The organism is Peribacillus sp. CSMR9 (genome assembly GCF_033141925.1).
Lineage (GTDB): Bacteria > Bacillota > Bacilli > Bacillales > DSM-1321 > Peribacillus > Peribacillus simplex_A.
On the sequence record NZ_JAOPHO010000012.1, the window covers coordinates 53450 to 79064 of the forward strand.

The window sequence follows — 25615 nt, forward strand, 5'->3', positions numbered from 1 at the left end:
GTTGTAGATTTCCGGAGGGGTCTTTAGTATGATACTAATAAACAGAATAATTCAAGTAATTTAAAAATATAACCAGCAGAGGTTCTCCATGCTTAGTTACGAGGGATTCACGTTAATTATCATGCTCTTCATTTTAGCTCCCATCATGGGAGCTATCGCTCTTTTATTTTTATTCATATTCGAGAAAAGGATCGACCTTCTTGAAAATAGAAACAAAGAGATACGCCTGGAGCAAGCACTGCAAGAAGCACAATATAATAAATTGAACCAGCAAATCCAGCCCCACTTTTTATTTAATACACTAAATGTCATTTTGGGCTTGGCCCGCCTGAACAGGACGGCTGAATTGATACGGGCCTTAGAGGCATTTTCACAATTCTTGAAATTCAAATATAAAGCTTCAGAACCATTAATCCCCCTTTCCCAGGAAATTCAGTATACCCAGCATTATCTCGACATCCAGACCCTACGTTTTGGTGATCGCCTTAAGATTGATATGGAGTGCCCAAACCCATTATCAATCGCACTGGTACCCCCTTTCATTCTCCAGACCTTAGTGGAAAATTCGTTTAAACACGGATTGGAAAAAAAAGTGGGGGAAGCCCTTCTGCATATCCGGTTCTATCGGGATTCGCAGATGGTGTATCTGGAAGTGGCGGATAATGGATTAATGGGAAATGCATCTTCCGTTACTGACGAAGGCGGCCATGGCCTGGATAATATCCAAAAACGTTTATATCTGTATTTCAGTGACCGTGCACAATTGAATATATCTTCTAATGAATCGGGAACAAAGGTAGAGGTATCATGGCCACTTGTTTATGATAAGAAAATGGAGGAGGCGGCCCCGGAATGAATGTGTTATTAGTTGATGACGAACCATTGGTCCTTGAACAAATGGAATATATGATTCAGTCCATTTATCCTTTTTGGAAGTTTCATAAAGCTGCTGATGCCTGTCAGGCACTGACCTTCAACCAAAATTATAAAATTAATCTCGCTTTCCTGGATATTAATCTCCCGGGGCGATCGGGTCTTGAATTTGGTGAAGACCTAAGGGCACTGAACAAAGAAGTGGAAATCATAATGGTGACCGCGCATCAAAGTTTCGATTATGCCCAGCAATCCATAAGGATAGGCGTGGTTGATTATTTAACGAAGCCTGTAATAGAAAGCGATTTGCAGAAAGTGCTATCCAGGTATGATAAAAGGGAGTCTTCCCATAACTATTCAACCCTGATTCACCATTCTCTTTCATTCATACATGAAAATTATGCTGAAAAACTCTCCCTTTCGGATATCGCTCGTGAAGTGCATACCAACCCGACTTATTTAAGCAGGAAATTTCATGAAGAAGTCGGCACTTCCTTTTCGGAATATATAATGCAATATAGAATAAAAGCGGCTAAAAGGGCCTTAACCAATAACACCAGCTGGAGCATATCAGATGTCGCTGAGAACTCAGGTTTCAATAGCCAGCATTATTTCAGCACTTTATTCCGGAAGATAGAGGGAATCACGCCCAAAGAGTTCCGCGAGAAAGGAAAATGAACATTGCGACAACGTACATTTCAAGAATACGTACAAGGCCCCATTCAAATTGGGATGGGCTTAGGGATCATCTCCCTCCTGGCACGCTGGGTCACAGGAACCACGATATTATCCTCCCCTGAATCGATGGTGAAGTATGGAGTTTTCGGAGGGATCGGCTATGCTCTTATGGGAGCGATCGCCCTGTTCATGTTCAGCTTCATCGGGAAGAGGGTCCGGCAGGATTTTCCAATGGGGTTGACCATCGGGGACTATTTAAAAACCAGGCTTCATCCTTTGGGATATTGGATATTGATCGTGATCCTGGTCATGACCAGCTTATATACTTTATTCATCCAGGGAATGGCAGCGTCCACCCTATGCCAGTTTCTTTTCGATACGCCGCTATATGTCGGGTTGTTCTTTTTTTTCGGTTTTTGTGTTCTTTTTGCTGGCTTCGGCGGGTTAAAGCTCATTCATGGATTCGCAGCTTTTCAAGTCGTCTTCATGTTTGCCGCCGTTATCTTAATTCCTTTATACTTTTTCGTCAAAGAAGGGATTCAGCCTGTTTATGATGGGATTCGTTTATACCATCCATACATGCTCGTAATCAATAAGTATGATCTATGGAGTTTTCTTTTTGCAGGACTTCTTGTTGGGTTCGGCCAGTTTTTCTTTGACCTAACATCATGGCAGCGATTATTTATGATAGAGTTGAAAAAAGTCCCCTTAACATTCTCTTTATCTGGCCTTATATGGATTATATTCCCGCTCTCCTTTTCATCTCTGTTCATCATGGTTATCTTTACGGGCGGTTTCACTGACATACACTCGATTTTGGCTGGATTGGCAAACAAGATAACAACACCATTCTTTTTCATCCTTTTTGTGCTCTGTGCCTTCAGTGCAATCACCTCAACATTCGGTGCCTGCCTGCATTCATTGATAAGCCTGATCGTAGCCAATATTCTTGTACCCTTTCAAACGAAAAAAAGCGACCAGCAAAAAATAAGGATGGCCTGCCTTCTTGCAACCTGTATTGGAGGATTGGTTTTCGTAGCTACGCTCTTCTATTCCCCAAACCTTTTAGAGCTTTTATTTTATTCAGGTAATGTATATTCAGCATTGCTGGCTCCAATCCTTGCTATCGTATTCAGCAAAGGGAAAGTCGCTGATTTCATACCGATAAGCGCGGTCCTGGCCATCGTTGCCTCATACATCATCAAGCCTTATGTAAGTGAATTCCAAAGCATATGGTTAAGTGGATTAGCTTCATTGACGATCATAGTGATTTGTATGATCCTTACCTTCATCAAGAACAAATGGAGGTTAGTGAAAACAAAACGGGAATGATTACGAAGCTGCACAGCTAAGTGGTTACATAACAAACTATGTAATCTGTTACATGTAAAGCGATAAAAAAAGAAAAGTTGCCGACATATGTCGGCAACCCAAAGTTTAAAAAACAGATGAAGCATTTCGCATAGGAACTACCTTTTCGAGAAACTAACCTTATTCAAACCAGAAATTTTATCTATATTTCAAAGCAAAGTTAATTGAACGGAAGGTGCGGGACTTCTGCTTAGAAAAGCGCGTCCAAGGGAGACCCCGCAGGCGCAAGAAGCCGAGGGCGGACCGCCCGCGGAAAGCGAGTGCCTGGAGTGGAAATCAAGAAAGCAAAATCAATTATCATCTAGTTTTTATGGAGTTTTAATCTTAATCAATCAAGACTCTTGCCCTTTAAATCAAGGTTCATCGCAAAATATCCAAATCAAGTGCCTCTATCAATCACGCAATAACTTAGCTTGCCACCTTTCTGAAATACCGATAAACCTTTTCTAGCTTTTGGGTTTGTTTCCCCTTTGGGCTTTCCATATTACCGAATTCGAAAAACTTCACTTTTTTGATTCCGACAAAATTGAATAACGCTCTTTTCATCAATATTTTATGCGCATCATTCAACCAGAGAAGCGGATACTTTGCAGGTCCCTTCATCGTTGATACACATACGACCGACTTTCCTTTAAGAAGGCCTTCTGGGAACAATCCCTTTTTATCCCTGTAGGCGAAATTCGAAGAAAATAATTGATCAATGTATCCCATCAGCATTGCGGGAGGCCTCCCCCACCAGATTGGATAAACAAAGACAATCTTATCGGCCCAAGTAATTTGATTTCTATATTTTTCAAGCTGAGGATCACGATGCATATCACGCCTTCGTTTATGCTCATTGAACTCCAAGAGCGGATTAAAGCCCTCTTCATATAAATCCAAGACCTGCAGCCCCTTTATGTGGGTGTTCTCCTTACTTCCCTTGATGACTTTTTGTAAAAAGGCATAGCTTAAACTTTCATGATTTGGATATGTGTAAATGACCAGCATGTTCATGACGTCCCCCCCTATTTACTTATCATTTGATAACAATAATATAACAACGCCTTTTTTTTTGTCAAATGATAATTGTATTTTGATAACATTTTTGATATCTTCTCAGTAAGAGGTGAAAGTTATGGACAAAAAAGCTCTTTTTGAAAAAATGGTCACATTTACAACTTCCGTACATCAAGTGACACACGAATTGACCCAAAACGCCAAATCCGATTCCATCACGCCGGTACAATATCACATTCTTGAATATATAACAGTCAGTCAGCCTGTCACTCCAAGTGAAATCAGTGACTGTCAGCACATCTCCATGCCTAACACGAGCCGTGAACTGAAAAAATTAAGCGAAAAGAATTTAATTGAAAAAATAAGTGATCCGGAAGATAGACGGAAACAATACATCCGCCTCTCCAAAGAGGGGGAAACGATGATGAACGAGGCTTTTGCAATTGTGGAATCCCGTTTCCAAAGCCGGCTGCAACATGCTTCGAAGGAAGATTTAGCGGATATTGAGCGCGCAATGGATATTCTTCAAACTAAACTTTTTTACTAAATAAACAAAAAGGCTCCCGAGACTGAAGTTGACAAAGAATCAACTTCAGTCTCGGGAGCTCCTTCATAATCTCCATTATAATCAGGTACCGCAAAAGGTTCGGTAAGGTGTTGTTGACGCAGGCAATGTGGAGTATTCAGCTTGTTCATCAGAGTGTGCATAAGGGTTTGAGAGAACATCCAAAAGCCGTTCCATCACGCTGTAGTCCCCTTGTTCCACTGCCGCTTCCAATGCCTCTTCAACACGGTGATTCCGTGGAATCACTGCAGGATTGCTTTTCTCCATCAACTGATTCGAAGATTCCTTCGATTCCTTCTGCCTGCCTAGTCTAGCCAACCAGAGCTCTTGCCACTGGGCGAATTCAGGTGTCCCGAAAAGGACCGTATCCGCCATCTTATCTAAGGTCAAAGCACGGAAGGTATTGGTATAGTCGGCACCATGCTTTTTCATCATACTGAGGATGCCATTAATAAGGGCTTCATCCTGTGTCTCTTCGTTGAATAACCCCAGTTTTGCTCTCATTCCCGCTAACCAATTAGTGTGATACAGATCATTAAAAACAGAAATCTTATCTTGGGCCAGTGTAACGGCCTGATCCTGGTCATCATGTAACAGCGGCAATAGGGATTCAGCGAATCGCGCAAGATTCCAACCCCCAATTATCGGCTGGTTACCATAGGCATAGCGGCCTTGAGTATCAATTGAACTGAATACTGTTGCAGGGTCATAGGCATCCATGAAGGCGCAAGGGCCATAATCGATGGTTTCTCCGCTGATCGTCATGTTGTCGGTGTTCATCACCCCATGAATGAAGCCAACCAGCTGCCATTGGGCAATGAGCTCAGCCTGACGCTTGACTACTTCCTGCAGCAGCGAGAGATAACGGCTTTCATCAGCTTCATCTGCTTCAATGTCTGGAAAATGACGCTTTATTGCATAGTCGGCAAGGGTCCGGAGTTCCTCGACCGTGCCCCATTTTGCAGCGAATTGAAAGGTTCCGACACGAAGATGGCTCGAAGCCACACGGGTCATGATGGCACCAGGCAGCCCGGTTTCACGGATCACCGTTTCACCGGTCGTAACCACTGCCAGACTTCGGGTGGTAGGAATGCCGAGCCCGTGCATCGCTTCGCTGATGATGTATTCGCGCAGCATCGGTCCAAGTACAGCCCGGCCATCGCCCCCGCGGGAATATGGCGTTCTTCCCGGACCCTTCAGCTGGATATCGACCCTCTCGCCTTCGGATAAGACCTGCTCGCCAAGCAATATCGCCCGGCCGTCACCTAACATATTAAAATGCCCGAATTGATGCCCCGCGTAAGCTTGGGCAAGAGGCGAAGCACCCTCTGGAAGCTCGTTTCCGGCAAACACCGCCACGCCAGCATCACTTTGAAGCTTTTGAACGTCCAAACCAAGGAATTCAGCCACCCGTTCATTGAGAATGATCAACTCCGGTGAACGTACAGGAGTCGGGTTCGTGCTCGTGTGAAATTTTTCCGGAAGACGGGCATAACTATTGTCTAAATTCCATCCAGTTTCATTTGTCATGGTTTCTCCTTTTCTTGTTTTGACTTTATTGTATAAAGGTTCTTTCTCTCGAGATTCAGTTAATATACGCGATAAAACTCAGTGGCAGTCCATATTAATGTCTACTTCTGCCAATTTATTATACCGTTTCCAATTAAAAATGGCTCTTTTTAAGTATGGGTGAATGATAATGATCATTAGCGTACCTCTTGCTAGTAATTTAGAGCTTGAAAAAAGCCTGCCGTTGATCCGGCAGGCACTGAATTTGAATTTTTATATTAACTTCACTGGAAGAGTCATGTATTCAGTCATGCCTCCTCCACCTTTTTCTGTCTTCTTCCTTCCCGTTTCGTCTCCCACATCCCTCCCCAATCCAGGATATGCTTAATTCAGTAAAGTCAGGCTAATAAAGGCAATGCCAAATATACAGTACAGACTGAGGGTAAAGGGCTGGGGAAAAATAATATATACTATCATACTAATGATCATCAGCAGGATGCTGAAGGCATTTATCCTATCTCTCCACATACTCACCTTTGGTCAACTCCTTTTCCACAAGCGTAAGGTACATTTTCATCGCATACTTCTTCCGGTGCTTGCCTGGCCGGCTTTGAGGAAACGCCTTAAAAGCACCCCTCTGACAGTCAAGGCAAGCAAAAATAGAGTTACTTTCTTCATCCGTCATTACTTTAAGTTATAATGGCCGTGTGCCTAATTTGTATTTTTTTCATTTTTCGTTAGTAAGTAAGCGTATGATAATTTATAATTATAAAATTGAACCCACTAAACAGCCATGTAGCCAAAATGATAAATCTATAAAAATAATCTAAATATTCAGACTCTTAAGGGGATATGAAGTGAATGATCTATAAAACTTTCAAGGTTGTATCGAGAACCTTGCACAAAGGCCAAACCGAGGAATTCGCCTATGTTTTTGAAGGGAAAAGCCTGCTGATTGGCCGTGCAAGCCAGCACTCCAAAGCTGATTTCATGCTTTACAATGACTTCGTTTCCAGGGAACATTGCCGGATTTATATGGAGGAAGGACAGCTTCTCATTGAGGATTTGGCAAGCAAACACGGTACCTCGGTGAACCAGATGCCGCTCGTTCCGGGCCATCCCTGCCTCATCGAACCGGGGGATTCCATTACTTTGATTAATGGATTGATTGAATTCATGATTTCCATCGACAACGATTTAACACGGGATTTCACTCCGGTGAACCCGGAGATACAGCAAATCGTGGCTATCAATAAGCACCTTCAGACCGTGATCATCAATGATGAAGCACCCATTAAAATGCCTACTAAGGAATTCGATTGCTTTAAGTTGCTTTATGAGAATTTGGACAACCTAATCTCAAAAGAAGAGATTGTCCAGCATGTATGGCCCGAGAGAATCGGTGATCCCGAGCAAATTGTGACGGCAGAAGAAATCGCTTCACTGCTGTACCGGGTGCGGAAACGGATAAATGGGCACTTCGTAATAAAAGCCGTCATTCAAAAGGGATATTATATGAAATCCATCCTTTCATTCAAACTATCGGACCTGTAATGTTAATCAATCGAACTCTAAATGCAGGCATGAAAAAAAGCATTGCTGATACCCAATGCTTTTTTTCATGCTTCAATCATGCTTTTATTTCTTAGGTAAGTCCAGATTAGTGAATTGATCGACTGGAACGACGTCTTCTTCCATATCCATCACCTTCAGCACAACCCGGTCTCCTACATTCGTCAATACAACATCAGATAGCTCATTGACTCCAGGGTCCACTGAGAATCTCTTGGTATTGCCTTCTACGATTAAATAGAATACGTATCCATTGGAAAGATTGGCATCGTTGATCCTTGTAACTTTCCCCTTTATTTCTTTCATCTCAAATCCTTTTTGAGGCGTTACACCGCTGACTTTCCCTAAAGATGCAATCAGCTTTTTATAATTCCGGAAAGCTTCGTCTTTCGTTTTCCCAAAGACAACTTGGGGGTTATCGCTATTGGCATACACGATCGCCACACCTTGAAACTTGCTGCCCTTAGTAACCGGAATGACATAAGTGGGCGCACCGTATATCGTATAGAAAATTCCATTAGTGGCTTTCCAGCCTGGATATTTAGACAAAAACTCACTCGCATTAGCGTTGGATTTTGCTTCCTTTCCAGTTAGAACGGACGTGACGCCTTTGTAGTACGTCATTTCACCGGTTTTGGCATTGAAAACACCGTAACCAACCAGGGTTTTTGAGTTTCCTTTTGATTTAGCCCTGGTGAAGTCCACTACATAAATCAATTCGCCTTTTTCGTTGAATGTGACTTGCATATTTTCCTCATTTGGAATCAAGACATCTTTCTTCGGCCCAAATAAGGACTGGTTTTTCCACCCGTGAACGTATTTCCCCCAGTAGGTCCAATATTCCAGGGCCGTTTCCAATGTGAATGTTCGATCTACCCATTTAGGTTCTTTTCCTAAAGGATAGTATTTCATGTCCCCCGTTTCAGGATTCACTACGACTACCCCGTCCACTGCGGGCCCGCTGCGGTATTTCAAATAATGTCCCACTGAAGCTACAAAGAAGGGCTTTCCGTCTTCGTTCGGTTCCAAATATGAATCATGGATGATTTTATTCGGGTATGCTTTGCGGATGGTCCTTTCCAAATCATGATCGAGGTACTGTGAGGGAGCATATAGCATCTTCCCTTTTACCGTACTTGCCCCTTTATCCGTCGATACGGCAGAAATCAAATTATAACCTGGCGTGTATTCCGCTTTCCCAGCTTTCAAAAATCCGTCCATTTCAATTGGTGAAGTATAAGTCAATTCATCATTAATATTGGTTAGGCGGTATTCGCCTTCAGTGAAATATGATGCATTTTCTATTTTATTAATCGCTGCATCACCTTTTGCATCTGCCATTTTCACTGTAACAAGCGGCATGGTTTTTATATCTTGAACTTCTTCCAGCTCATTTTTCTTATCGACCTTTGTCCAGCCATGCAGATCTGCGGCAAAAGTGATGGGGTAAAACAGCATGATGACCCAAGCTAATATCAAAACGAATCCTATCAAACTGTTGAAATATACATTCCAAGGTGTTTTTGGTTGCTTCTCAGCTTCATTTCCCCTCCGATTTCGTCGGTTTATTGAAGATTCCCTGGCACTGTACACATACATTCTGGAATCAATGATGAGAATGAGCCCAAGAATGATGGCAAAACTCGAAAAGAATGCAGTGGCAGTAAGATCCAATAGCATAATATCGATAACGAAAAACAATATGGCAGCAGAAACTAAAAGTCTCAGCACCTGTTCAATGAAAAAGGATATATCCTTTTTGGTGATTGCGTTTGTCCATCTCTGCGGAATCAAGGAAAGTCCCAATATGGCAAATGGTATTTTCATAAAAATCCCTTTTAAGATGAAAACGAGTAGTGAAAGTATCATGGTTTTAAATATCTCTCCTTGTCATGTATGTTCCCATTTAACCATTTTATCACTTTTGTGCAACTAATTTACTATTTTCAAAATATATCGAAATAATATTTCATCCATATCATAAAACTTCCAAAACTATTTACTCCAACGATGCTACTTTTATCGATTCAATGTTTATATAGATTCTAGAAAAGGATGGATGCCTTATGATATATGAAGAAACTTACCAATACCTATTAAGAAATGTATCTTCCACTGAATTCGATACGTGTTTGTACGCCTTGCTCCACAGTGATTGGGACGGGGTCATCCAGAGCCCGCTTCATATGATGGCCCGAGGAGTCGGAACGACAGAAAAGTACTTAAGGCAGATTATCAATAAATTCACCGCACCACAAGGATCTCTAAAGAAAGTGTTTGTGCCTGTTCCTCAAGGTGAAGATATCTTTTATAAGTTTAACCTTGGTCCCGCAAGTAATCTTGGCTATAACAGGAAGACTGACCGTTATTGCAAGAAATACCGTTTCTTTTATAGCGATGCTTTCAAATCCTTAACGATTCATGGAAAACGGCTGCTGCTTATGGGTGCTTTCCGAATGTCTGTTTTGAAGTCTGAGTCAGTACTATTTGATTATAGTGAAATCGTCCCTGATTCCAGCTCGCTATTCACAAGGCAGCGCTTATTGGATGCAATCGATGCAATCCATGACGCTTTAGGCCATTTAGTGACGATTTCTTTTGCAAGCAGGGCTTTTTCAAAGAAAGAAGTTCTCGTGTTCACCTTTACCGGAGGTGTCTTGGAGCAGTATAAAGAAAATAGGGCGGAACGGACATTGTTGCGGAGAACGATTTTTAACTCTGGCTACCTTGGGCATATCAATGATTCTGTATGCAGGGAATTGGAAAGGGTCGGCAAATATATTTTCCGTTCATTTCTACAAGAAGCGACAACCATCTCCAATGATATCCAAAAGGAACTGCAGAAGTTAGCCCGTTTCGTCTATTCTCATTCTCTTAAGAAGTTTGGCCAGGCGCTTCCTGCCAATAAGCAGTTACTTCTTGCCCCAAAACAGGCCTCTGCTTATTTAAGCAAGATCATTTACAACGAAACATTGGAACAGATGGTCAAGTATGCCCACCAGGCAGAATTCATCCGCCATGTGCTGAACGACTGGTGCGAAACATGGCTCATTTCCCGTGTAAAGACTGTGACCGAAGAATTTCGGGCAGAAGGAAAAAAGAAAAGTACCGATGATGATAAGCAGGTCGCTGCCGAGTATATGGCGCGCATTAGAAACGATACATATGGCCAGTTGGACAGGCTGTTGACCTTGACCCTTAAATTCGGCAATCATGCAGTGGCCCCGGCTATCCGGAACTTTTCTCTTACAAAGAAAAAGGAAACCCTCCAATCCTATTTCGCGATCCAAAAGAAGCGTCTGGATGTTCTCTCCATTTCCTCTTAAAATCACATATGTCATATGTTTTCCAAGAGAACGGATCCGTTCTCTTTTTTTTGCCTTCTTTGGGGACGAAGGCCGACTGTGAATTGCAGAATGACGATTGTGGTTTTGGGATGGCCCTCTGTGGATTTCTCCTCTGAATTCGTGTGTTGCATAATGGTCTTGTGGATAAGGGAACTTGGTCAGCAGATTGTTTGGACAACAGGCCTTAGCCCCTCTAATGGCAAGGGCTTAAATATATAAGTTATCAAAGGGTCTAAGAATGGGCCTATATAAAGGAACTGAAAAAGTTTCTGATCATCAGTATGAATAAGGTGTTGAGTGCAGCAGGCCATTTTAAAATAAGGCTCTTTTCGTAAAGATTGTTGTTTTTAAAACGAAACTATTTAAGGTTGATTGGAGCGGAAGTGCGAGACTCCTGCGGGAGCAGCGGGACAGGTGAGACCCCACAGGCGTTTACGCCGAGGAGGCTCACCGCCCGCCCCGCGGAAAGCGAGCATCTGGAGGGGAAATCAACCACAACTCACTACCTGGTAAATAGCAACAAAGTATGTGAAAAACAGCCTAAAATAAAAAGGCCCCACCATTTAGAATGGAAAGCCCTTATACCTTTTTATGGTATTAATAATATTTTCCCCGTACTTTTCCTGCTTTCAAGAAGTCTATGTGCATCAGCCCCATTTTCCAGCGAAAAAAGAGTCGGTTCTTCAACGAAGATTTTTCCTTCCATGATCCATTCAAACAACTCTGCTGTTCTTCTTTTCCTTTCTTCATGGGAAGTCAAGACGTTCCAGAGGTCTCCACCTATTAATGCTTTGGATGTATCCATTAACATCCTTGGATCGATTTTCTCCGGATCGCCGCCTGCCATACCAAAGAAAACGACAGTCCCTCCAGTCCTTGTCGCCTCGAAACTATTCAGCAAGGTTTGGCCTACTGATTCGTAAACGACATCAACGCCCTTACCTCCGGTTACTTCCTTAATGGAATTCATCCAGTCCGATCCGTAAAGGAAAACATGATCGGCACCCGTTTGTTTGGCAACAGCCGCTTTATCCTTTGTTGATGTCAAGCCAATGACCTGACCGCCCTTCATCCTGATCATCTGTGTCAGTAATTGGCCGACTCCGCCTGCAGCGGCGTGGACCAGAATGGTTTCTCCGTCTTTAACTGGATAGCTGTCATGAGTTAGATATTGGGCAGTCAATCCTTGTAGTAAAACGGAAGCGGCCGTTTCAAAGGAAATGCCCTCAGGCAACGGTAGCAGTTTATCTGCTGGAACTGAAACCAGCTCCGCATTGGCATGGGGAACATCAGCGAACCCGACACGATCACCTGCTTTCACATGATGGACATCTTCCCCGACATATTCGATGACCCCCGCCCCTTCATAACCCAAAATAAATGGGGGATCACCCACCAAATGATAATTCCCTTTCCTTCTATATACATCAGCAAAATTCAAGCCGATCGCTTTCATTCGAACGATCACGGCTGATCTTGAATGTTCAGGTTCTGCAATTTCCCTTACAGACAGAACTTCTGGCCCGCCGAAATCATCAAAGACAAGTGCTTTCATCATCCTAACTCCCTTCAATGGTTCTTCATTCTTTAAGATATAGGATGAACCGTTCGATGGCAAGAAACACAAATAACCGCCCTGCCCTTTAAAGGCAAGAGCGGTCAATAAGTTAGTTTACTCAATCTGTATTGGAACCAGGGCCGTTCTTCCGTTTATTCGCAGAATATTCCTTACCATGTGCTTCATGTTCTGCAATGATGTCCGCTTTCGGAATATGGTTATTCTTTTTCGGTGAAGCGATACGGTTGCGATGTTTTTTTCCCATGATCTATCTCCCCTTCATCCAATGCTATTTAACTTGAGCTGTTTAATACGTGCTAATGTTAGCTTGTCCGATTATTACCGAAAATACCGGCAAAATAGGCACTTCATAATAAAGGAAAAACCATCAAAGAAACAGAATAGTTAAAACTGATGTATGAGGAGGGAATCATATGTTTCCTGTATTGAACACGAAAAGGTTACGTTTACGGGAAATTCGTGAAAGTGATGCGGAAACTATGTTCCAATGTTTATCAAATGATGAAGTCACCCGCTTTTAGGGTCAGGATTCATTGAAAAATATCGGACAGGCGAAGGATATTGTAGCTTCTTTTGCGAAAAACTATCTTGAAAAACGGGTGATTCGATAGTCCATTCGGTTTTCATGCCCACGGTCCCTAATACAGACAGGCGGAAATAGGGTATGAAGTCAGTCCAGCACATTGGCGCAAAGGATATGCGTAAGAGGCTGTTAAAGAAATAATCGCTTAGGTTCCAACGGCCTTGCATCGGCGCGGTTGTTTCTCTGGGAAACTGTCGGTAAGCTTTGGCTTCATCCAGGACGGAATATTAAGAAGTTATATGTATCAAAGAGGCTCCCTCGTGATACATATGTCCATTCCTTGCTGAAGTGAAACCCCTAGGTAAAGAGAGAGTACCCCAGAAACGGATATACTTAGGTTCCTCACTATACCAACCGTTTCCTGCCGTTGGTAGTTAAAGTCAAATTGTTTTTTCTGCACAGTATATCATTTAACAACGGCATTCATTTTTTCATATGGATAAACCAATTCCGGGTCCATATTGAATTGGTCAAAAAAATGATCTTCAAAAAATTGTTTAATTTGCATTAATTCCGATGGAGTTGGAAAAGAGGATACCATAATTACTGGAATTTTCTGAAATCCGATAATGTCTTCTTCCGTCGAAATGATTAAATCAATCTCTTCATACTTGTAAATCAATTCTTTGCTGGAGGGATCGAATGTTGAAATCCTCACCTGATTTCCGTAGTGATACTTTAACACTTCCCTTATATAATCTTTTTCGGTATATGTACGACAAACTAAAGCAACTATTATTGTGTGTTGATTCTTATTTCGCAGAATGGCTGCCTGAAGGAGTGAGAATACTTCCAAAACATCCAGTTTCTTAAATTTAAGCGGCACTGTCAAGAAAGATTTGGTAGCCAGCTTCTCTATGGTCTTAAAAATTGGATTATATTCATAATAGGGAAGATATTGTAACATGGAATTCCTTACAGTCTCCATTTCAAATTCTGTTTCAAGTGATATTCTCTTTAATGTTTGGTATAAATGGAACAAGAAGATATCATCTTGTGATAGATTAAAACAAACATATTCAGAAAGGGAATCCAAAAATTGAGTCAACGGAAACCCTCGTTTACTTTTCATTCTGTTTCGAAGGTATCGAAGATGTTGTGATCTATTAACTGGTTTTTCCTCACTCATGAGATAAATCGATAAGTAAAATATTTCCTGAAGTTGGATATCTCGTGAAGGGCATCTTTCCATATAATGTCCTAGTTCTTTAGAGAAATCAAAATACTTACTGCCTTCGTAATTCATTAAGACTGATTTTGGATAGGAAACGAAATACCCCATAGTAACACGAAGATTAGATATATATAAAATCATTGTAAGTCGGTGTAAAGCACCAGTCCGAAATGACATCGAATATTTCGAAAACAAATGAAGTAACGTTGTTTGAAATTCCTTTTCATCGAGAGAATCTTTATCTGTATAGGTTTCCAATGTCGCAAAATCCAAATTTTGCATGATAAAGCGCCGGATTTTCTTTTCTTCCCCTACTAATTTGAATGGGCTAGCAGTTAAGTTTACACCTGCTTCCCGTACTACCTCCTGTAATTTTTCAAGGTGACGATATGCGGTGGAACGACTAATATGCACCTCTTGAGAAATCTGTGAAATATCGACACCATCATTCAAAAGAATTAACTTTAATATGTGAAAATAGGAATTCTTTTCTCTTATTTGCACCAATAAATTTTCTAAAGTACCATTTTCAGGTTTAATAAGACATATTCCAAGACTTTCACTTTTCTCAAAACCCCATCCCTCGGGAATTAAAGTCTCCAGGAATTTTAAATCACGCCGGATTGTACTTTTTGAATACCCTGTTTTATCGGATAATTCAGCCAAGTTACTCCACTTATTATCTTTAAATAAATGAAAAATCACGTCTGAATAACGTTTATAAAATCGATTCATACTATCACCTCTTTACCTGTCCACTTAATAAGACATTAGCCCTAAATGCATTTACCCTTTACCCATTAAATACTTTAGTAAACTCCCTAAATAGTCCCATTTTTATCTAAACCTTTTCTTTTTTGGAACACTAGTTCAAATATGAATTGGTATATACCGCTTTTGAACTCTCCCCGATAAGGTCATTATTATGATTTTCTGCTGTTAAATTTGTAGTGCGAAGAAAAAGAATCCTCTATTCCAAACCCAAATCTAAATAATTGGATTAAATGTTTAAAGATCATAAAGAAAGAGACTTTTAAAACCTTTCTCCGGAACTAAGTGCTATGAACGTTTTAGAGAAGCGCCAGCAATGATCTATATGTAAGAAAAAGGAAACCAATATTGACCTATTTTGAAGGGTCTACGGCTTCCACAACGATCATAAGGGCTATACAGTTTGCCTGTACTCACTTCGTTAGAAAAGGAATATACAAAAAAAGGCCTCATTCACGTTTAGAGGAAGCCAGTATACATCGAATGGCTTACCAACTTGTTAAAACGAAAATGAGGTGTCTATTAAGAGCCAGTGTACAAGAAAAAGCGAAACCGGGCATTTTACATTTTTTGTTTTAAATAATTCAGGTACACTTGCCCGATTTTAACTAGACACCAATCATAAGCACGGATGGGTTAACGGATAGGCTGTTTAGCTAGCTACGTATTAGGCATGCCTGACGCAAATACATGCCCATTAGGACACCCTTGAGCCTTGTAAAGTCATCCATTCAAACGATAGCCAATGTTCTTTCAGCTTCGGCTAGTTCAATTTAAATTGACTTTTCGTCACTTTAAAAAAGGAGAAGAACACGTTTGATTTGGTTTTATTCGATCATCTAAAAAATGATTAACCATAGGCTTTTTTTCATGGCGCATCCACTAAATTCCATTTAATCCTGCCCTTATAATCACCTATATAGACAAAAGGTTCCATTTTTAATAATATCCCCTGATTTTCTCGCCAATGTATGGATATCTCATCCATACTTTTGGTTGTATGTTCAAAAACATTCATGGCAACTCCTAGTGCCATTTTTTCTTCTTTTCCAAATTCATCAACAAAAGTTAAGGCATCTAATAAATAATGTCCAGCTCCATCAGAAAAATCTTCACTTAAAGTAGCCGTCAGCCGCCACGAACTGCCGGTACCACGAGTATCCTTCACGCGAATATCCCAATCGGCATTTCGTTTTGCAAATGTCGGTTGATTAGGAATTTCCATGCTTACAAAACTAACATCCGTAGCGACATTGGTGAAACTAACTTGTCCAATGACGTTCAAGGTGAGTTTTTCCACGTTTGATCGTCTGCCAGTATCATCCACACCGAAAACATATACAGTATGTGTCCCTACTGATAATTCATCTGCTGGAATGGTATGCTCGTAGCTGACTTCTTCCCCTTTATCAGCAACATTTGCTGCACCAGATGCAAATTTAATTGGCTCACCTTTATCCAACACATAGTATAGGTCCACTTTGTCACTATCTGCATCACTCCATGTCCCTTTTATTTTGTAGCCACTTCCTAAATCAATTGGTATTTCCTTATCAGCATCAACAAGTGTAAGTGATGGCGGTTCTACAACAATGATTTGCAGCGTTGCTACATTGGACTTTCCTCCATTTTCATCCGTTACATACACTTCAAAAGTGTTTTCCCCCATATTTAATTGGTCTTTTGCAAGGAGAAAACTCCAGTCGGCACTTTCGGAAGACACATCTTTCTCTTTTTCTTCAGATTGGATTTCCTCTGAATTCAATTCATAGTAAAAAGTGCCTTTGGAATCATCACTGTCTTTCCAAGTTCCTGTCACTTCATAATCTTCACCTTCGGATACATAAACAGGGCCAGCATCATTTATTGCTACTTCTGGTGCTTGATTAGGCTGGATGACATAATCAATTGAATTGGTATCAATCACCATGTTATCTCCATTAAACCTAGCTGTTTCGGTAACTGAGGCAGCCTCCGTTGTTGCATTGACTTTCACTTGAAAAGAGACCGTCGCTGCATTTTGAGTGGAATCCATATTTGGAATACTAAGTGCCAGCGATTGTCCTGACCACGAATTATCATCTAATGCTGCAGTCTCACCAGGGGTTGTCAATGTCATGGAGCCTGGGATAAACGTAACATGATCATTCAAGACCGTGTTCAAGATGATATTTTTCCAATTTTGTAAACCACCGTTATATTTCGCATAAAGCGTATAGGTTAATACATCACCTTTAAAAACTGAAGAGCCCTCCCCAACAACAGAATCATCCTGTCTGGTTATCGTTTGCTCAACTTCTGCATTTACTAAATCCGGTATTTCATCAAAAGCGACACGATTGGTTTGCTTGTAAGTAGGGCCTGTTGAACCAGTGAATCCCCAATAAACTTTTGTAGAGCCAAAAACATCTTGTACATTTACAGCAACAGTAACTGGATTTACTCCTTCTAATTGATACGTGAGTGCTTGGCTTGCAGCATCCCATTTCACTTCGAATTTACGCCATGTACCATTTGATAACAGACCGGGATACTGAACGCCAGTATTACCATCTACGTTATTATGTTTCATGGTTCTCCTATTACTTTGTACCGGCCAAACACCAATGGAATAATCTATATAAGTATCGGCTTTCCCTGGATACCCCCATGCAACATGGTCATCGTTAACATTAGTATCAAAATAGCTGCTTTCACCATCATTTTTATAGGTATCAAACTCAACAGCAAAACTTTTTTGAATGCCAGATGTTTTCGATCCATTATAGCCTTCGTCTGCCCAAACCCCCAAGCTTGCCCCAGATTTTGCTATAGCATTTACACCTCTTGAATCATTATGCATCACAAATGCCATACCATCTGCCGCATTAGCCCCATTATTCCCAAAATACAAATACATAGAGGCTGTAAAATCTTTGGTTAAATCCATTTTAAGATCGTCGATCGACCAAATTGCCCCCTTTTGATTTGTGGTTCCAGGGGTTACTGAAACCAGATGACTGTTAATGATGGAGCTATTTGATCCTGTTGATGGAGTGGTAAATAGGCCATCCAATATAATACTGGATGGAGGATTATCTTCTAATGGACCGGCTGCCTCCACTTTAATGGATTCCACTGGATCCAGCCATTGAAGACTTGAGAAAATCAAGCCCATAATAATGAAAAATGAGAAAGTGATTCTAGTGAATATTTTACTCTTCTTCATGCTTTTCCCCGCTTTTTTTCCTTCTTAGTAGAATAATGACCAGTATGATTAATACCGCAATTAGCACGCCGATCCCTACAAAAATAAGTGTATAGTCTTTTTCCAATTCAACTGCTTCTTTATTTAATTTCTTTGAATCATCACCTTTAATCTCAAACATTTTGTCAAATTTCCAGGTTTGATCTCCGTCTTTTGCCGTTATATATATATGATATTTGCCAGGCTCTAACGCTTGATTATCCCAGCTAATAGGAAAATCGAAATTAGAATTCGGTGCCATGGATACGTTATTCTTCTCTGAAGAGTGAAGCATCTTCCTGTTTCCTTCTTTCGTAATTCGAGCATTCACTTCCAAGTTATTGACAATCATAGCTTCCGTGTTTTGCAGATTCGCAGTCACCACTGTGCGATAGTTCATCAATCCTGCTTGAACTTTATTTAACTTTAGATTGGGTTTTACCCTTTTATCCGTTTCGGTCAATTTGACGCCAATCACATACGAAAATTCATTGTTGATTTGAACATTATCATCTTCTTGTTTTTTGGCGCCTTGATTTATTTCGTACACATAGAATCCACCCAAAATCACTCCATCAAATGGTTCATCTGGCATTTGAATCGTAAAAGGCACTTTTTTCGTTTGATTTCCTTTTAACGTTACTTTTTGTTTTGGGGAAATGAGATCAGAAAATGCATACTTTAATGAACGATCTTTTTTTTGATTATTTTTACTGTAATCAATCACTCCATTTTGATTGGTTACGGCTGTATTCGGTTCAATCATTAAGTCGATTTTTTCACTCGAGTTATTCTTCACTGTTAAAGATATCGTTTGTTCGGCCCCCGGTTTCATATACAAGTCAAAGTAAGTCAACTTCTTATTGATTTGGTTTTTTGGAATATTGGCTTTGATTGAATATTCCATGGTCCCAGCAAAGGCTGTTTCATTATGGGAAATGATTCCTAACCCAATCAATAAGGACACAATCAAAATAAATAGCCCTTTTTTCATCTATATCCCCCTCTAGTTTCAACATGATGTGATATATATTAATGGAACTTGGCTTACATAATTTCTTATAAAGCCAAGCCCTATTTGAGTATTTAGCTAGGTGCGTTGGTTAATTCCCATGTTACAGTACCACTGTAACTTTCGGCTTCAGCTGAGCCAGCCAAAACTTTTAGTTGCACATTACTATTATCGCCGTCAGAACCTGAAAATACGTCCAGCCATGTTCCGCGGCCAGTTTCTAAAGGTGCCTCCATGAATTTTTTTGAATCACTATTATCAAATGTAACGTCATAAGCCGTTGGCGGTTCAGAAACATTTGATGATTGTGATTTTACTTGTCCATTTTTGAATGTTAACTCAGCCCCCTGTAAAGACTCCCCAGTGCTATTTTTTAATTCAGAAGCCTTTGCTGTCAAAACCCATCCTTCGCCCGTTCCGCGTTTATCTGAAACTTGTACATATGGGTCTTTATTATTTGCGTTATATGTAGTGTTCCCACTCATAATTTTTTGGGTTCCAAATTGGATGTTGGAGACATAGTCCAAAGTTAAAGATCCACTATTTCCCGTTCCGCCATTGTCTGGATCTATAGGATCAATCGGACTCGGTGGAGTCGGTTCATCTGGATTAACCGGATCTACCGGCTTGGTAATACCCTCATCCGGAATAAAATCAATATAATTTTTGGAAATAGCGCTATTCACGACAGCTGCTTCCGCTGAATTTGTCGAAAAGATCAATCCAGCCAGAATCATACTTCCTGCCACTGACAGGGTAATTACTTTCATCTTCCTCACCTCATGGTTTTTTATATTATTGTGGTGCATCCAATAGACTCCAAGTTAATGTTGAGACATACTCTCCAGCTAAGTTTCCTGCAGGAACATTTATTTTCAAGCTGCTAGGATCAAATTGATCTACCCACGTTCCCATTCCTTTTGAATCTTGAGCAGACATAAGGATTTGTGGTGCAGTTACTTCAGAATCAGTACCTAATTGTACTTCCCTTAAATCTGGTGCAGGTGAAACATTTCCTGGAGTTGTAACTGCAGTCCCGATTGGAAGTGTAACAGTGGCACCTTTTAGAATCATCGTTTCATCAGTTAGATCCTTGAATGGTGAAGTTGAGACCTGTAATGTCCAGCCAGCACCAGTACCACGAATATCCGTAATTTGAACGTTTGGATTTTTTGTAGTTGTTGAATATTCCACAGCTCCACCGGATAATTGGTGGGTATTAAATTCTAAAGGCGAGACATTATCAATTGTTAGCGCCCCTGTATTTCCTGTTTCCCCATCCGGTTCACTAGGAACGATCGGGTCAGTTGGACCTGTTGTTTCATCTGCTGGCATTATTGTGATATGGCCATGTGAAGTGGCTCCTTTACCGTTTTCACTTCCTAATACTTCTGTTGGATCAACCGCGCTTGCAAATGCAGGCGTCACGAATACCAGCAAGGCTGTCGCTGCCAGTCCTTTAAATAGAACCTTTTTTACATTCATTTTTTCAATTCCTCCTTAATTTTTATGAAGATTTAAATGCCTACTATATGAAGTTGCAACAATACCTTTCTTGAATCCCTCTAGAAACCCCTTAAAACGATGAACATACCTCTTATATTTTCACCATCTCCATTTCTCCTTTTGTAGGTTGATAGGCTGCAGCATCAATAGCTGGGACTACCAATACCTTTCATACATACAAAATGCCAATCACTAGAATATTTACGCCTTAATAAAAATGAGTTTCCTAAGTTATCAAGTTATCGAGATAGGGTACGGAACAAGAACGGTTACTTGGCTCAACTTCATGAAAATCATTATATAAGTTAAAAATTAAAACATTGTTTCAATAATGAATTTTGCTTTTCCATTTAAGAAACTCCATTTAAGAAACTCATGATTTTGCTTTTCTTAGTGACTTACAAGTTGTTTTTTTATGCATCAAGTGTGAAAAAGGTCGCTAAAATTATATGCGGATAGGCGGCCGGAATAAGAAAAAAAGTTAACCTGCTTCAGGCTAACCTTCATTGGAAATTCACTTATATCTGCAAACGATCCGTTGCATCTTGATCTACCGTGATCTTCCTAGTTTTCTACATACCCTCATTTCGAGAACCAGTAAAAGTTGTTCACATAATGAATAATTGTATCGTTGTACGTCAATTTCTATACATATCTACTTATCCGAGTCAAAAAAAACAGCACGTAAATTCCCTTTATACCCCAAATTACCCACAAGAAAAAGCCGCCACAACATGGCGACTTCCACTTCACGATTTAGGTGACTACAAGATAGTCCATCAAGGCCTGTTGCAGTGTACCCTTTGTTTCTGCTTTACCATCGAACTGAACCCCTGAACGGATCATCTTGATAACAACTTCAGGGCGTAATCCAGTCACCACGGCTTTACAACCCATCATTGCCGTTCCATCGAGGATATTCATTAAATCATTAATCATTTCAATTTCCATCTCGATGATACCTGATAAATCCAAGATCAAGGTCTGTATCCTTAGTTTACCAATCTCCATCAATACTTTTTCCTCGATTATCCGTATACGTGTATCATCGATTGTCCCAATTAACGGAAGGACACAAGTAGTGGATGTTATTGGAATGATCGGGACGGATAGATTTTCAACCAAGTTTTGCTGGGCCAGAATCAATTTGTCTTTGTAATCGGAGTAACTGACGAAAAAGGATTTAAGAAATACATCAACCTTTTCATTCACTTTTTTCTCTAAATCAAAAAAGATCTTGGAATCCTCACTGAACAAATCTTTTGCATCTTCGAACTTATAAAGAAAGATCCAAAGCGTCCTGCGGATGGCCTGAATCCATTCCAACTTGAATGAAAGCGTCAAAGAGTGGGTTGCCCACGTAACTCCCTCTTGTTCGGCAAATGCAATCATATCCGTTTCATTCTGCTCCACTATATAACGGATGAGCTTATGTGCATTATTCAAAAGGTCGACATTTCCAATCAGCAGGATTTCTTCGATTTTCCCCCTGACATTGACCGCTTCTGATAAAAGATATTCTTCAAATTCACTTTTATTCTGCAAAAGGAATTCCATTATTTTATCTTCCTCATAAACAAAACTCACTCTTCTCCACTCCCTTTTTGTAACTTTCAACTGTGATTTTTGTTACTAATTACTTTCTATATGGGTGGAGTTTTTTCCTGCTAATTGCTGCTCATATATTAAAGAGATGGCAAGCAAATGATTAAAGCCGGTTACATTTCCTCGCCTGAAAAAACATTTTTCGATGCGGAAGAAAATATCAGATGGGTGGACGATTTCCCATATTTAATGGCTTCATCGACGAAGTCTTCCAGCGTTTCCATGGAAAATGTACTTATTTTAATAAGATAACTGTATTGACCGGCTAACCGGTGGCATTCCAGTACTTCAGGATGGTTCAAGCTAAATTGATAAAAGTCTTTACATCTATCCGTTTCGAATAAAATGAATGCTGTTATGCTCCTATCAAGTTTTTCTAGGGATATTTCCGTTTTATATCCTTTTATTACTCCGCTTTCCTCTAATTTATTAACACGTTCTTTAGTTGCTGGGGCTGTTAAGGAAACTTCATGTGCCAGTTCTTTCATGGACATGCGCCCATTATTCTCCAGCAAGGAAAGTATCTTTTTATCCGTTCGATCCAATTCAATCACCCTCACTTTTTATTATTAATAAAATTCACCTAAACACATTATAAAATAAATAGAAATGAAATGATTACATAATTTATCATATGTATTAAGGAATTAGCTTTTTATATAATAAATACAAATATAAATAAGGGGGATACACTATGAAAAAAGTATTGATGCTGCTATCCAATGGATTCGAAGCGGTTGAAGCAAGTGTGTTTACAGATGTATTAGGCTGGAATAAATTAGAGGGTGATGGTACGACTGATCTGGTTACAGTAGGACTTCATGAACAATTGAAATGCACATGGAATTTCATGGTGCAGCCGGAATTGACCCTCGATCAAGTGAACCTTGATGACTTCGATGCTTTGGCCATTCCAGGAGGTTTTGAAGAAGCCGGTTTCTATGATGATGCATATGATCAGAGGTTTCTTGATATTATTAAGTATTTTCATAATAAGAACAAGATCATAGCAACCATTTGTGTCGGTTCTCTCCCACTAGGAAAAAGCGGAATATTGAATGGAAAAAAAGCCACTACATACAATCATCCAACAAGTAAGAGACAGGGTCAGCTAAAAGAATTTGGTGCGATTGTCGTTAATGAACCGATTGTCGTCACGGACAATATCATTACATCCTACAATCCTTCCACAGCATTCGATGTTGCCTTTACGCTCTTGGAAATGCTCACTTCCAAAGAAAATTGTAAACATGTGAAGGAATTGATGGGTTTCCATTAAATATGCCTTCGAAACCTACACGATTTGGATATTATTTAGATGTTGATTTTCGCTCAAGAAACTCGCTTTCCGCGGGCGGTCGGGGAGCCTCCTCGGCTTGCGCCTGCGGGGTCTCGTACACCCGCTCCAATCAACTTTGTTACAAAATACAGATGGAAATCATACTTGGAGTCGAAGGTGTTACTTTAGGTCAGTTGGTTCAGGAACATTATTTAAATGCGTTTTCCGAACTCTTTCTCCTACAGTCTTTTTAAAATAGAAGGATGAAAACTTGAAACATGGAAGATATCAAAGCAATTATGAAGGACAACGGACCGTGAAAGTAGCGGCAAAAAGAGGTACGGAATGGTCTAATTCCAAACCATGATTTTAAAAGAAACCTTTGGTTATGTTTTTTACTATTTTATACGGATGAAACCCTTAAAAGATTGAAGAAATTTGCGACACTCCTGCCGAATAACTGGCTAGCCGAGACCCCGCAGCCGCTTGCGGTGAGGAGGCTTGGCAGACAGTCGGCGGAAAGGGAGCGGATTTCTGAAATCAACTGGATCTTTTTTTCAAAGAAAAAAACTGCAGGCAAACTCGTTTTTTTCGAGTTCATCTACAGTCAGGGGTTCCGAATGAATTCGGAACCTTTTTCAGGTTACTTCCAATAAGCCAATGAACGGGTTTTCATGGATTCACGGAACTGTTTTGTTGATTCTGGCAAGACTTTATTCGTTGCATAATCGATGATGACACCATGCTGGCGAATGACATCCAAACTATCCAGCTCCCCATTGGCGAATTTATCTTCAACGATTTGAACGTTTTCCTCAAGCCATTGTTTACGGTTTTTTCTGATATAAGACCTTGCTTGTTCCGTTGCTTCATCATCTATCTCGAATAAATCGAGATCTTTATCGATTTCCTTGATAACCACGCCATAATCCTTTTTAGCTCTCTTAATTGAAACATACTCATCGATAACATCTTCCAAAACATCTTCGGGACTTCTTTCAAGCGGATCTCCCAGACCCCCGCCCCCAGCGGATGGCCGAACAAAGGAATCCCCTTGCCAACCAGTTTATTTTGCCTCTTATCATTATTCTCTTCTACAAATTTTGATTCTGAATCCGCCACATTTTTCACCTCCATCATTTAGGATGGTGAATAAAGATTGAAATATGTATGATGATAATGATAGACACCTTGCTCTAGGATAAAATAACCGTTTTAGTAAAAGCTTTTAGATCAAACATAGACCATTCATTAAAATTGGTCTATCATATATGCAGGAAAAGCGCATTTTTTGAATATTTTTAAAAAATCAGCTGTTTTCATGAAGCTAAAGGGATATACTATAGGATAGCTTTCATTACATTTTTAAATGTATTTTTTGTGTCACACTTTGTGTAATTTTTTACAAGTTTTTCTATTTACATCAACAAAATGCTTATTGCAAAGGAGAATTGGATATGTCAGAAACGATTACCCAATCACAAACTGAACAAATTAATGCACGCCAAAAACAATTAGATGTACTGGACCAATTATTAAAGCCCGAGGTTCAGGAATCCTTGAACACTTTAGTTGAGCAGTTACCAAAACTGACTGAATTAGTGAATATTTTAACAAAGTCTTATGATTTCGCTCAATCTGTTGCGACTGATGATGTTTTGAAAAATGATACGGTCAGCGCCATTTCGGAGATCGCTACACCTGTAGTGGGCTCAGTGAAAGGTCTTGCAGCTAACGCCATCGAAGCTAAGGATCGTGCAGAAGCGAATAATGATGTGATCGGTCTTTTTGGACTGTTAAGAATGATGAAAGACCCGCAAGCACAAAAGCTTTTCCGTTTTGCCCAAGCTTTTCTTGAAGTCTCTTCAGAACGCAAAAACCAAAAATAATTTGATAAACTTTCAATCAGTAAGGACGGGGGATTAACTATGTCAAAACAAATCGTCATCTTAGGTGCGGGTTATGC

General features: G+C 40.2%; 23 protein-coding genes. 10 read left to right on the forward strand and 13 right to left on the reverse strand.

All coding sequences use genetic code 11. The annotated features are described in order from the left end of the window. The first annotated feature begins 88 nt into the window (after positions 1 to 88). Genes N9I19_RS08805 through N9I19_RS08815 form a run of 3 tightly spaced genes read left to right on the forward strand, consistent with a single transcriptional unit; the run spans position 89 to position 2883 of the window. Entirely contained in the window at positions 89 to 856 is a 768-nt protein-coding gene (locus N9I19_RS08805) for a sensor histidine kinase (protein ID WP_061464901.1), read from the forward strand. Then, entirely contained in the window at positions 853 to 1551 is a 699-nt protein-coding gene (locus tag N9I19_RS08810) for an AraC family transcriptional regulator (protein WP_061464903.1), read from the forward strand. Before N9I19_RS08805 ends, N9I19_RS08810 begins: the two co-directional genes overlap by 4 nt. A gap of 3 nt (positions 1552 to 1554) precedes the next feature. Continuing rightward, on the forward strand, positions 1555 to 2883 hold the full coding sequence (locus N9I19_RS08815) for an SLC5/6 family protein (RefSeq protein WP_317777551.1): 1329 nt from the start codon (positions 1555 to 1557) through the stop codon (positions 2881 to 2883). 447 nt (positions 2884 to 3330) lie between these two features. Here N9I19_RS08815 and N9I19_RS08820 read toward each other — a convergent pair whose 3' ends face one another. Beyond that, on the reverse strand, positions 3331 to 3918 hold the full coding sequence (locus N9I19_RS08820) for an NAD(P)H-dependent oxidoreductase (RefSeq protein WP_061464905.1): 588 nt from the start codon (positions 3916 to 3918) through the stop codon (positions 3331 to 3333). A 121-nt stretch (positions 3919 to 4039) separates the two neighbouring features. On the opposite strand from N9I19_RS08820, the gene N9I19_RS08825 reads away from it, so the two are divergent. Next, positions 4040 to 4468 (forward strand): MarR family winged helix-turn-helix transcriptional regulator, encoded by a 429-nt coding sequence (locus N9I19_RS08825; RefSeq protein WP_089364216.1) that lies wholly within the window; start codon positions 4040 to 4042, stop codon positions 4466 to 4468. An 81-nt stretch (positions 4469 to 4549) separates the two neighbouring features. Here N9I19_RS08825 and N9I19_RS08830 read toward each other — a convergent pair whose 3' ends face one another. Further along, positions 4550 to 6016, reverse strand: coding sequence for a protein adenylyltransferase SelO (locus N9I19_RS08830; RefSeq protein ID WP_317777552.1), 1467 nt, complete (start codon positions 6014 to 6016; stop codon positions 4550 to 4552). A gap of 169 nt (positions 6017 to 6185) precedes the next feature. Here N9I19_RS08830 and N9I19_RS08835 point away from each other — a divergent pair, with 169 nt between their 5' ends. Together N9I19_RS08835 and N9I19_RS08840 are read left to right on the forward strand one after the other, a co-directional pair. Continuing rightward, on the forward strand, positions 6186 to 6383 hold the full coding sequence (locus N9I19_RS08835) for a hypothetical protein (RefSeq protein ID WP_317777553.1): 198 nt from the start codon (positions 6186 to 6188) through the stop codon (positions 6381 to 6383). Positions 6384 to 6856: 473 nt separating this feature from the next. Then, entirely contained in the window at positions 6857 to 7549 is a 693-nt protein-coding gene (locus tag N9I19_RS08840) for an FHA domain-containing protein (protein ID WP_317777554.1), read from the forward strand. An 84-nt stretch (positions 7550 to 7633) separates the two neighbouring features. Here the strand turns inward: N9I19_RS08840 and N9I19_RS08845 are convergent, their stop codons facing one another. Then, complete coding sequence (locus N9I19_RS08845) at positions 7634 to 9394, reverse strand: hypothetical protein (protein WP_317777555.1); 1761 nt, start codon at positions 9392 to 9394, stop codon at positions 7634 to 7636. 239 nt (positions 9395 to 9633) lie between these two features. Here N9I19_RS08845 and N9I19_RS08850 point away from each other — a divergent pair, with 239 nt between their 5' ends. Beyond that, positions 9634 to 10893, forward strand: coding sequence for a hypothetical protein (locus N9I19_RS08850; RefSeq protein ID WP_317777556.1), 1260 nt, complete (start codon positions 9634 to 9636; stop codon positions 10891 to 10893). A 610-nt stretch (positions 10894 to 11503) separates the two neighbouring features. On the opposite strand, the gene N9I19_RS08855 is transcribed toward N9I19_RS08850, so the two are convergent. Both N9I19_RS08855 and N9I19_RS08860 read right to left on the reverse strand, forming a co-directional pair. Further along, on the reverse strand, positions 11504 to 12469 hold the full coding sequence (locus N9I19_RS08855) for a quinone oxidoreductase family protein (protein ID WP_317777557.1): 966 nt from the start codon (positions 12467 to 12469) through the stop codon (positions 11504 to 11506). Between the two features lie 121 nt (positions 12470 to 12590). Continuing rightward, positions 12591 to 12737 carry a hypothetical protein gene (locus tag N9I19_RS08860; RefSeq protein ID WP_100298038.1) on the reverse strand — a complete coding sequence of 49 codons (147 nt, stop codon included), beginning with the start codon at positions 12735 to 12737 and terminating at the stop codon, positions 12591 to 12593. Positions 12738 to 12906: 169 nt separating this feature from the next. Between N9I19_RS08860 and N9I19_RS25210 the strand changes: the two genes are divergently transcribed. Beyond that, positions 12907 to 13014: a GNAT family N-acetyltransferase gene (locus N9I19_RS25210; RefSeq protein WP_411730421.1), complete on the forward strand. Its 108-nt coding sequence runs from the start codon at positions 12907 to 12909 to the stop codon at positions 13012 to 13014. Between the two features lie 468 nt (positions 13015 to 13482). Here N9I19_RS25210 and N9I19_RS08865 read toward each other — a convergent pair whose 3' ends face one another. The 7 genes from N9I19_RS08865 to N9I19_RS08895 form a co-directional block, all read right to left on the reverse strand. After that, entirely contained in the window at positions 13483 to 14985 is a 1503-nt protein-coding gene (locus N9I19_RS08865) for a BglG family transcription antiterminator (RefSeq protein WP_317777558.1), read from the reverse strand. A gap of 904 nt (positions 14986 to 15889) precedes the next feature. Further along, positions 15890 to 18229, reverse strand: a complete 2340-nt coding sequence (locus N9I19_RS08870; RefSeq protein WP_317777559.1) for an L-type lectin-domain containing protein — start codon at positions 18227 to 18229, stop codon at positions 15890 to 15892. Then, positions 18216 to 19241 (reverse strand): WxLIP family cell surface protein, encoded by a 1026-nt coding sequence (locus tag N9I19_RS08875; protein ID WP_317777560.1) that lies wholly within the window; start codon positions 19239 to 19241, stop codon positions 18216 to 18218. The genes N9I19_RS08870 and N9I19_RS08875 overlap by 14 nt, the downstream gene beginning before the upstream one ends. A gap of 92 nt (positions 19242 to 19333) precedes the next feature. Continuing rightward, entirely contained in the window at positions 19334 to 20029 is a 696-nt protein-coding gene (locus tag N9I19_RS08880) for a WxL domain-containing protein (RefSeq protein ID WP_317777561.1), read from the reverse strand. Between the two features lie 25 nt (positions 20030 to 20054). After that, positions 20055 to 20744 carry a WxL domain-containing protein gene (locus N9I19_RS08885; RefSeq protein ID WP_317777562.1) on the reverse strand — a complete coding sequence of 230 codons (690 nt, stop codon included), beginning with the start codon at positions 20742 to 20744 and terminating at the stop codon, positions 20055 to 20057. A gap of 777 nt (positions 20745 to 21521) precedes the next feature. Beyond that, positions 21522 to 22352 carry an STAS domain-containing protein gene (locus tag N9I19_RS08890; RefSeq protein ID WP_317777563.1) on the reverse strand — a complete coding sequence of 277 codons (831 nt, stop codon included), beginning with the start codon at positions 22350 to 22352 and terminating at the stop codon, positions 21522 to 21524. Positions 22353 to 22483: 131 nt separating this feature from the next. After that, a complete protein-coding gene (locus tag N9I19_RS08895; RefSeq protein WP_214786720.1) occupies positions 22484 to 22915 on the reverse strand; it encodes an Lrp/AsnC family transcriptional regulator in 432 nt (143 codons plus the stop codon). Positions 22916 to 23064: 149 nt separating this feature from the next. Between N9I19_RS08895 and N9I19_RS08900 the strand changes: the two genes are divergently transcribed. Then, positions 23065 to 23649: a DJ-1/PfpI family protein gene (locus N9I19_RS08900; RefSeq protein ID WP_317777564.1), complete on the forward strand. Its 585-nt coding sequence runs from the start codon at positions 23065 to 23067 to the stop codon at positions 23647 to 23649. 643 nt (positions 23650 to 24292) lie between these two features. Here N9I19_RS08900 and N9I19_RS08905 read toward each other — a convergent pair. Further along, on the reverse strand, positions 24293 to 24628 hold the full coding sequence (locus N9I19_RS08905) for a hypothetical protein (protein ID WP_317777565.1): 336 nt from the start codon (positions 24626 to 24628) through the stop codon (positions 24293 to 24295). 478 nt (positions 24629 to 25106) lie between these two features. Here N9I19_RS08905 and N9I19_RS08910 point away from each other — a divergent pair, with 478 nt between their 5' ends. Next, positions 25107 to 25538, forward strand: a complete 432-nt coding sequence (locus N9I19_RS08910; protein WP_284469681.1) for a helical membrane plugin domain-containing protein — start codon at positions 25107 to 25109, stop codon at positions 25536 to 25538. The last annotated feature ends 77 nt before the right edge of the window (positions 25539 to 25615 follow it).

Bases quoted from the DNA above. Each gene is read 5' to 3' on its own strand.
- N9I19_RS08805 (WP_061464901.1), top strand. From the start codon at position 89: ATGCTTAGTTACGAGGGATTCACGTTAATTATCATGCTCTTCATTTTA.
- N9I19_RS08810 (WP_061464903.1), top strand. From the start codon at position 853: ATGAATGTGTTATTAGTTGATGACGAACCATTGGTCCTTGAACAAATG.
- N9I19_RS08820 (WP_061464905.1), bottom strand. From the start codon at position 3,918: ATGAACATGCTGGTCATTTACACATATCCAAATCATGAAAGTTTAAGC.
- N9I19_RS08825 (WP_089364216.1), top strand. From the start codon at position 4,040: ATGGACAAAAAAGCTCTTTTTGAAAAAATGGTCACATTTACAACTTCC.
- N9I19_RS08830 (WP_317777552.1), bottom strand. From the start codon at position 6,016: ATGACAAATGAAACTGGATGGAATTTAGACAATAGTTATGCCCGTCTT.
- N9I19_RS08835 (WP_317777553.1), top strand. From the start codon at position 6,186: ATGATCATTAGCGTACCTCTTGCTAGTAATTTAGAGCTTGAAAAAAGC.
- N9I19_RS08840 (WP_317777554.1), top strand. From the start codon at position 6,857: ATGATCTATAAAACTTTCAAGGTTGTATCGAGAACCTTGCACAAAGGC.
- N9I19_RS08845 (WP_317777555.1), bottom strand. From the start codon at position 9,394: ATGAAAATACCATTTGCCATATTGGGACTTTCCTTGATTCCGCAGAGA.
- N9I19_RS08850 (WP_317777556.1), top strand. From the start codon at position 9,634: ATGATATATGAAGAAACTTACCAATACCTATTAAGAAATGTATCTTCC.
- N9I19_RS08855 (WP_317777557.1), bottom strand. From the start codon at position 12,469: ATGAAAGCACTTGTCTTTGATGATTTCGGCGGGCCAGAAGTTCTGTCT.
- N9I19_RS08860 (WP_100298038.1), bottom strand. From the start codon at position 12,737: ATGGGAAAAAAACATCGCAACCGTATCGCTTCACCGAAAAAGAATAAC.
- N9I19_RS25210 (WP_411730421.1), top strand. From the start codon at position 12,907: ATGTTTCCTGTATTGAACACGAAAAGGTTACGTTTACGGGAAATTCGT.
- N9I19_RS08865 (WP_317777558.1), bottom strand. From the start codon at position 14,985: ATGAATCGATTTTATAAACGTTATTCAGACGTGATTTTTCATTTATTT.
- N9I19_RS08870 (WP_317777559.1), bottom strand. From the start codon at position 18,229: ATGAAGAAGAGTAAAATATTCACTAGAATCACTTTCTCATTTTTCATT.
- N9I19_RS08875 (WP_317777560.1), bottom strand. From the start codon at position 19,241: ATGAAAAAAGGGCTATTTATTTTGATTGTGTCCTTATTGATTGGGTTA.
- N9I19_RS08880 (WP_317777561.1), bottom strand. From the start codon at position 20,029: ATGAAAGTAATTACCCTGTCAGTGGCAGGAAGTATGATTCTGGCTGGA.
- N9I19_RS08885 (WP_317777562.1), bottom strand. From the start codon at position 20,744: ATGAATGTAAAAAAGGTTCTATTTAAAGGACTGGCAGCGACAGCCTTG.
- N9I19_RS08900 (WP_317777564.1), top strand. From the start codon at position 23,065: ATGAAAAAAGTATTGATGCTGCTATCCAATGGATTCGAAGCGGTTGAA.
- N9I19_RS08910 (WP_284469681.1), top strand. From the start codon at position 25,107: ATGTCAGAAACGATTACCCAATCACAAACTGAACAAATTAATGCACGC.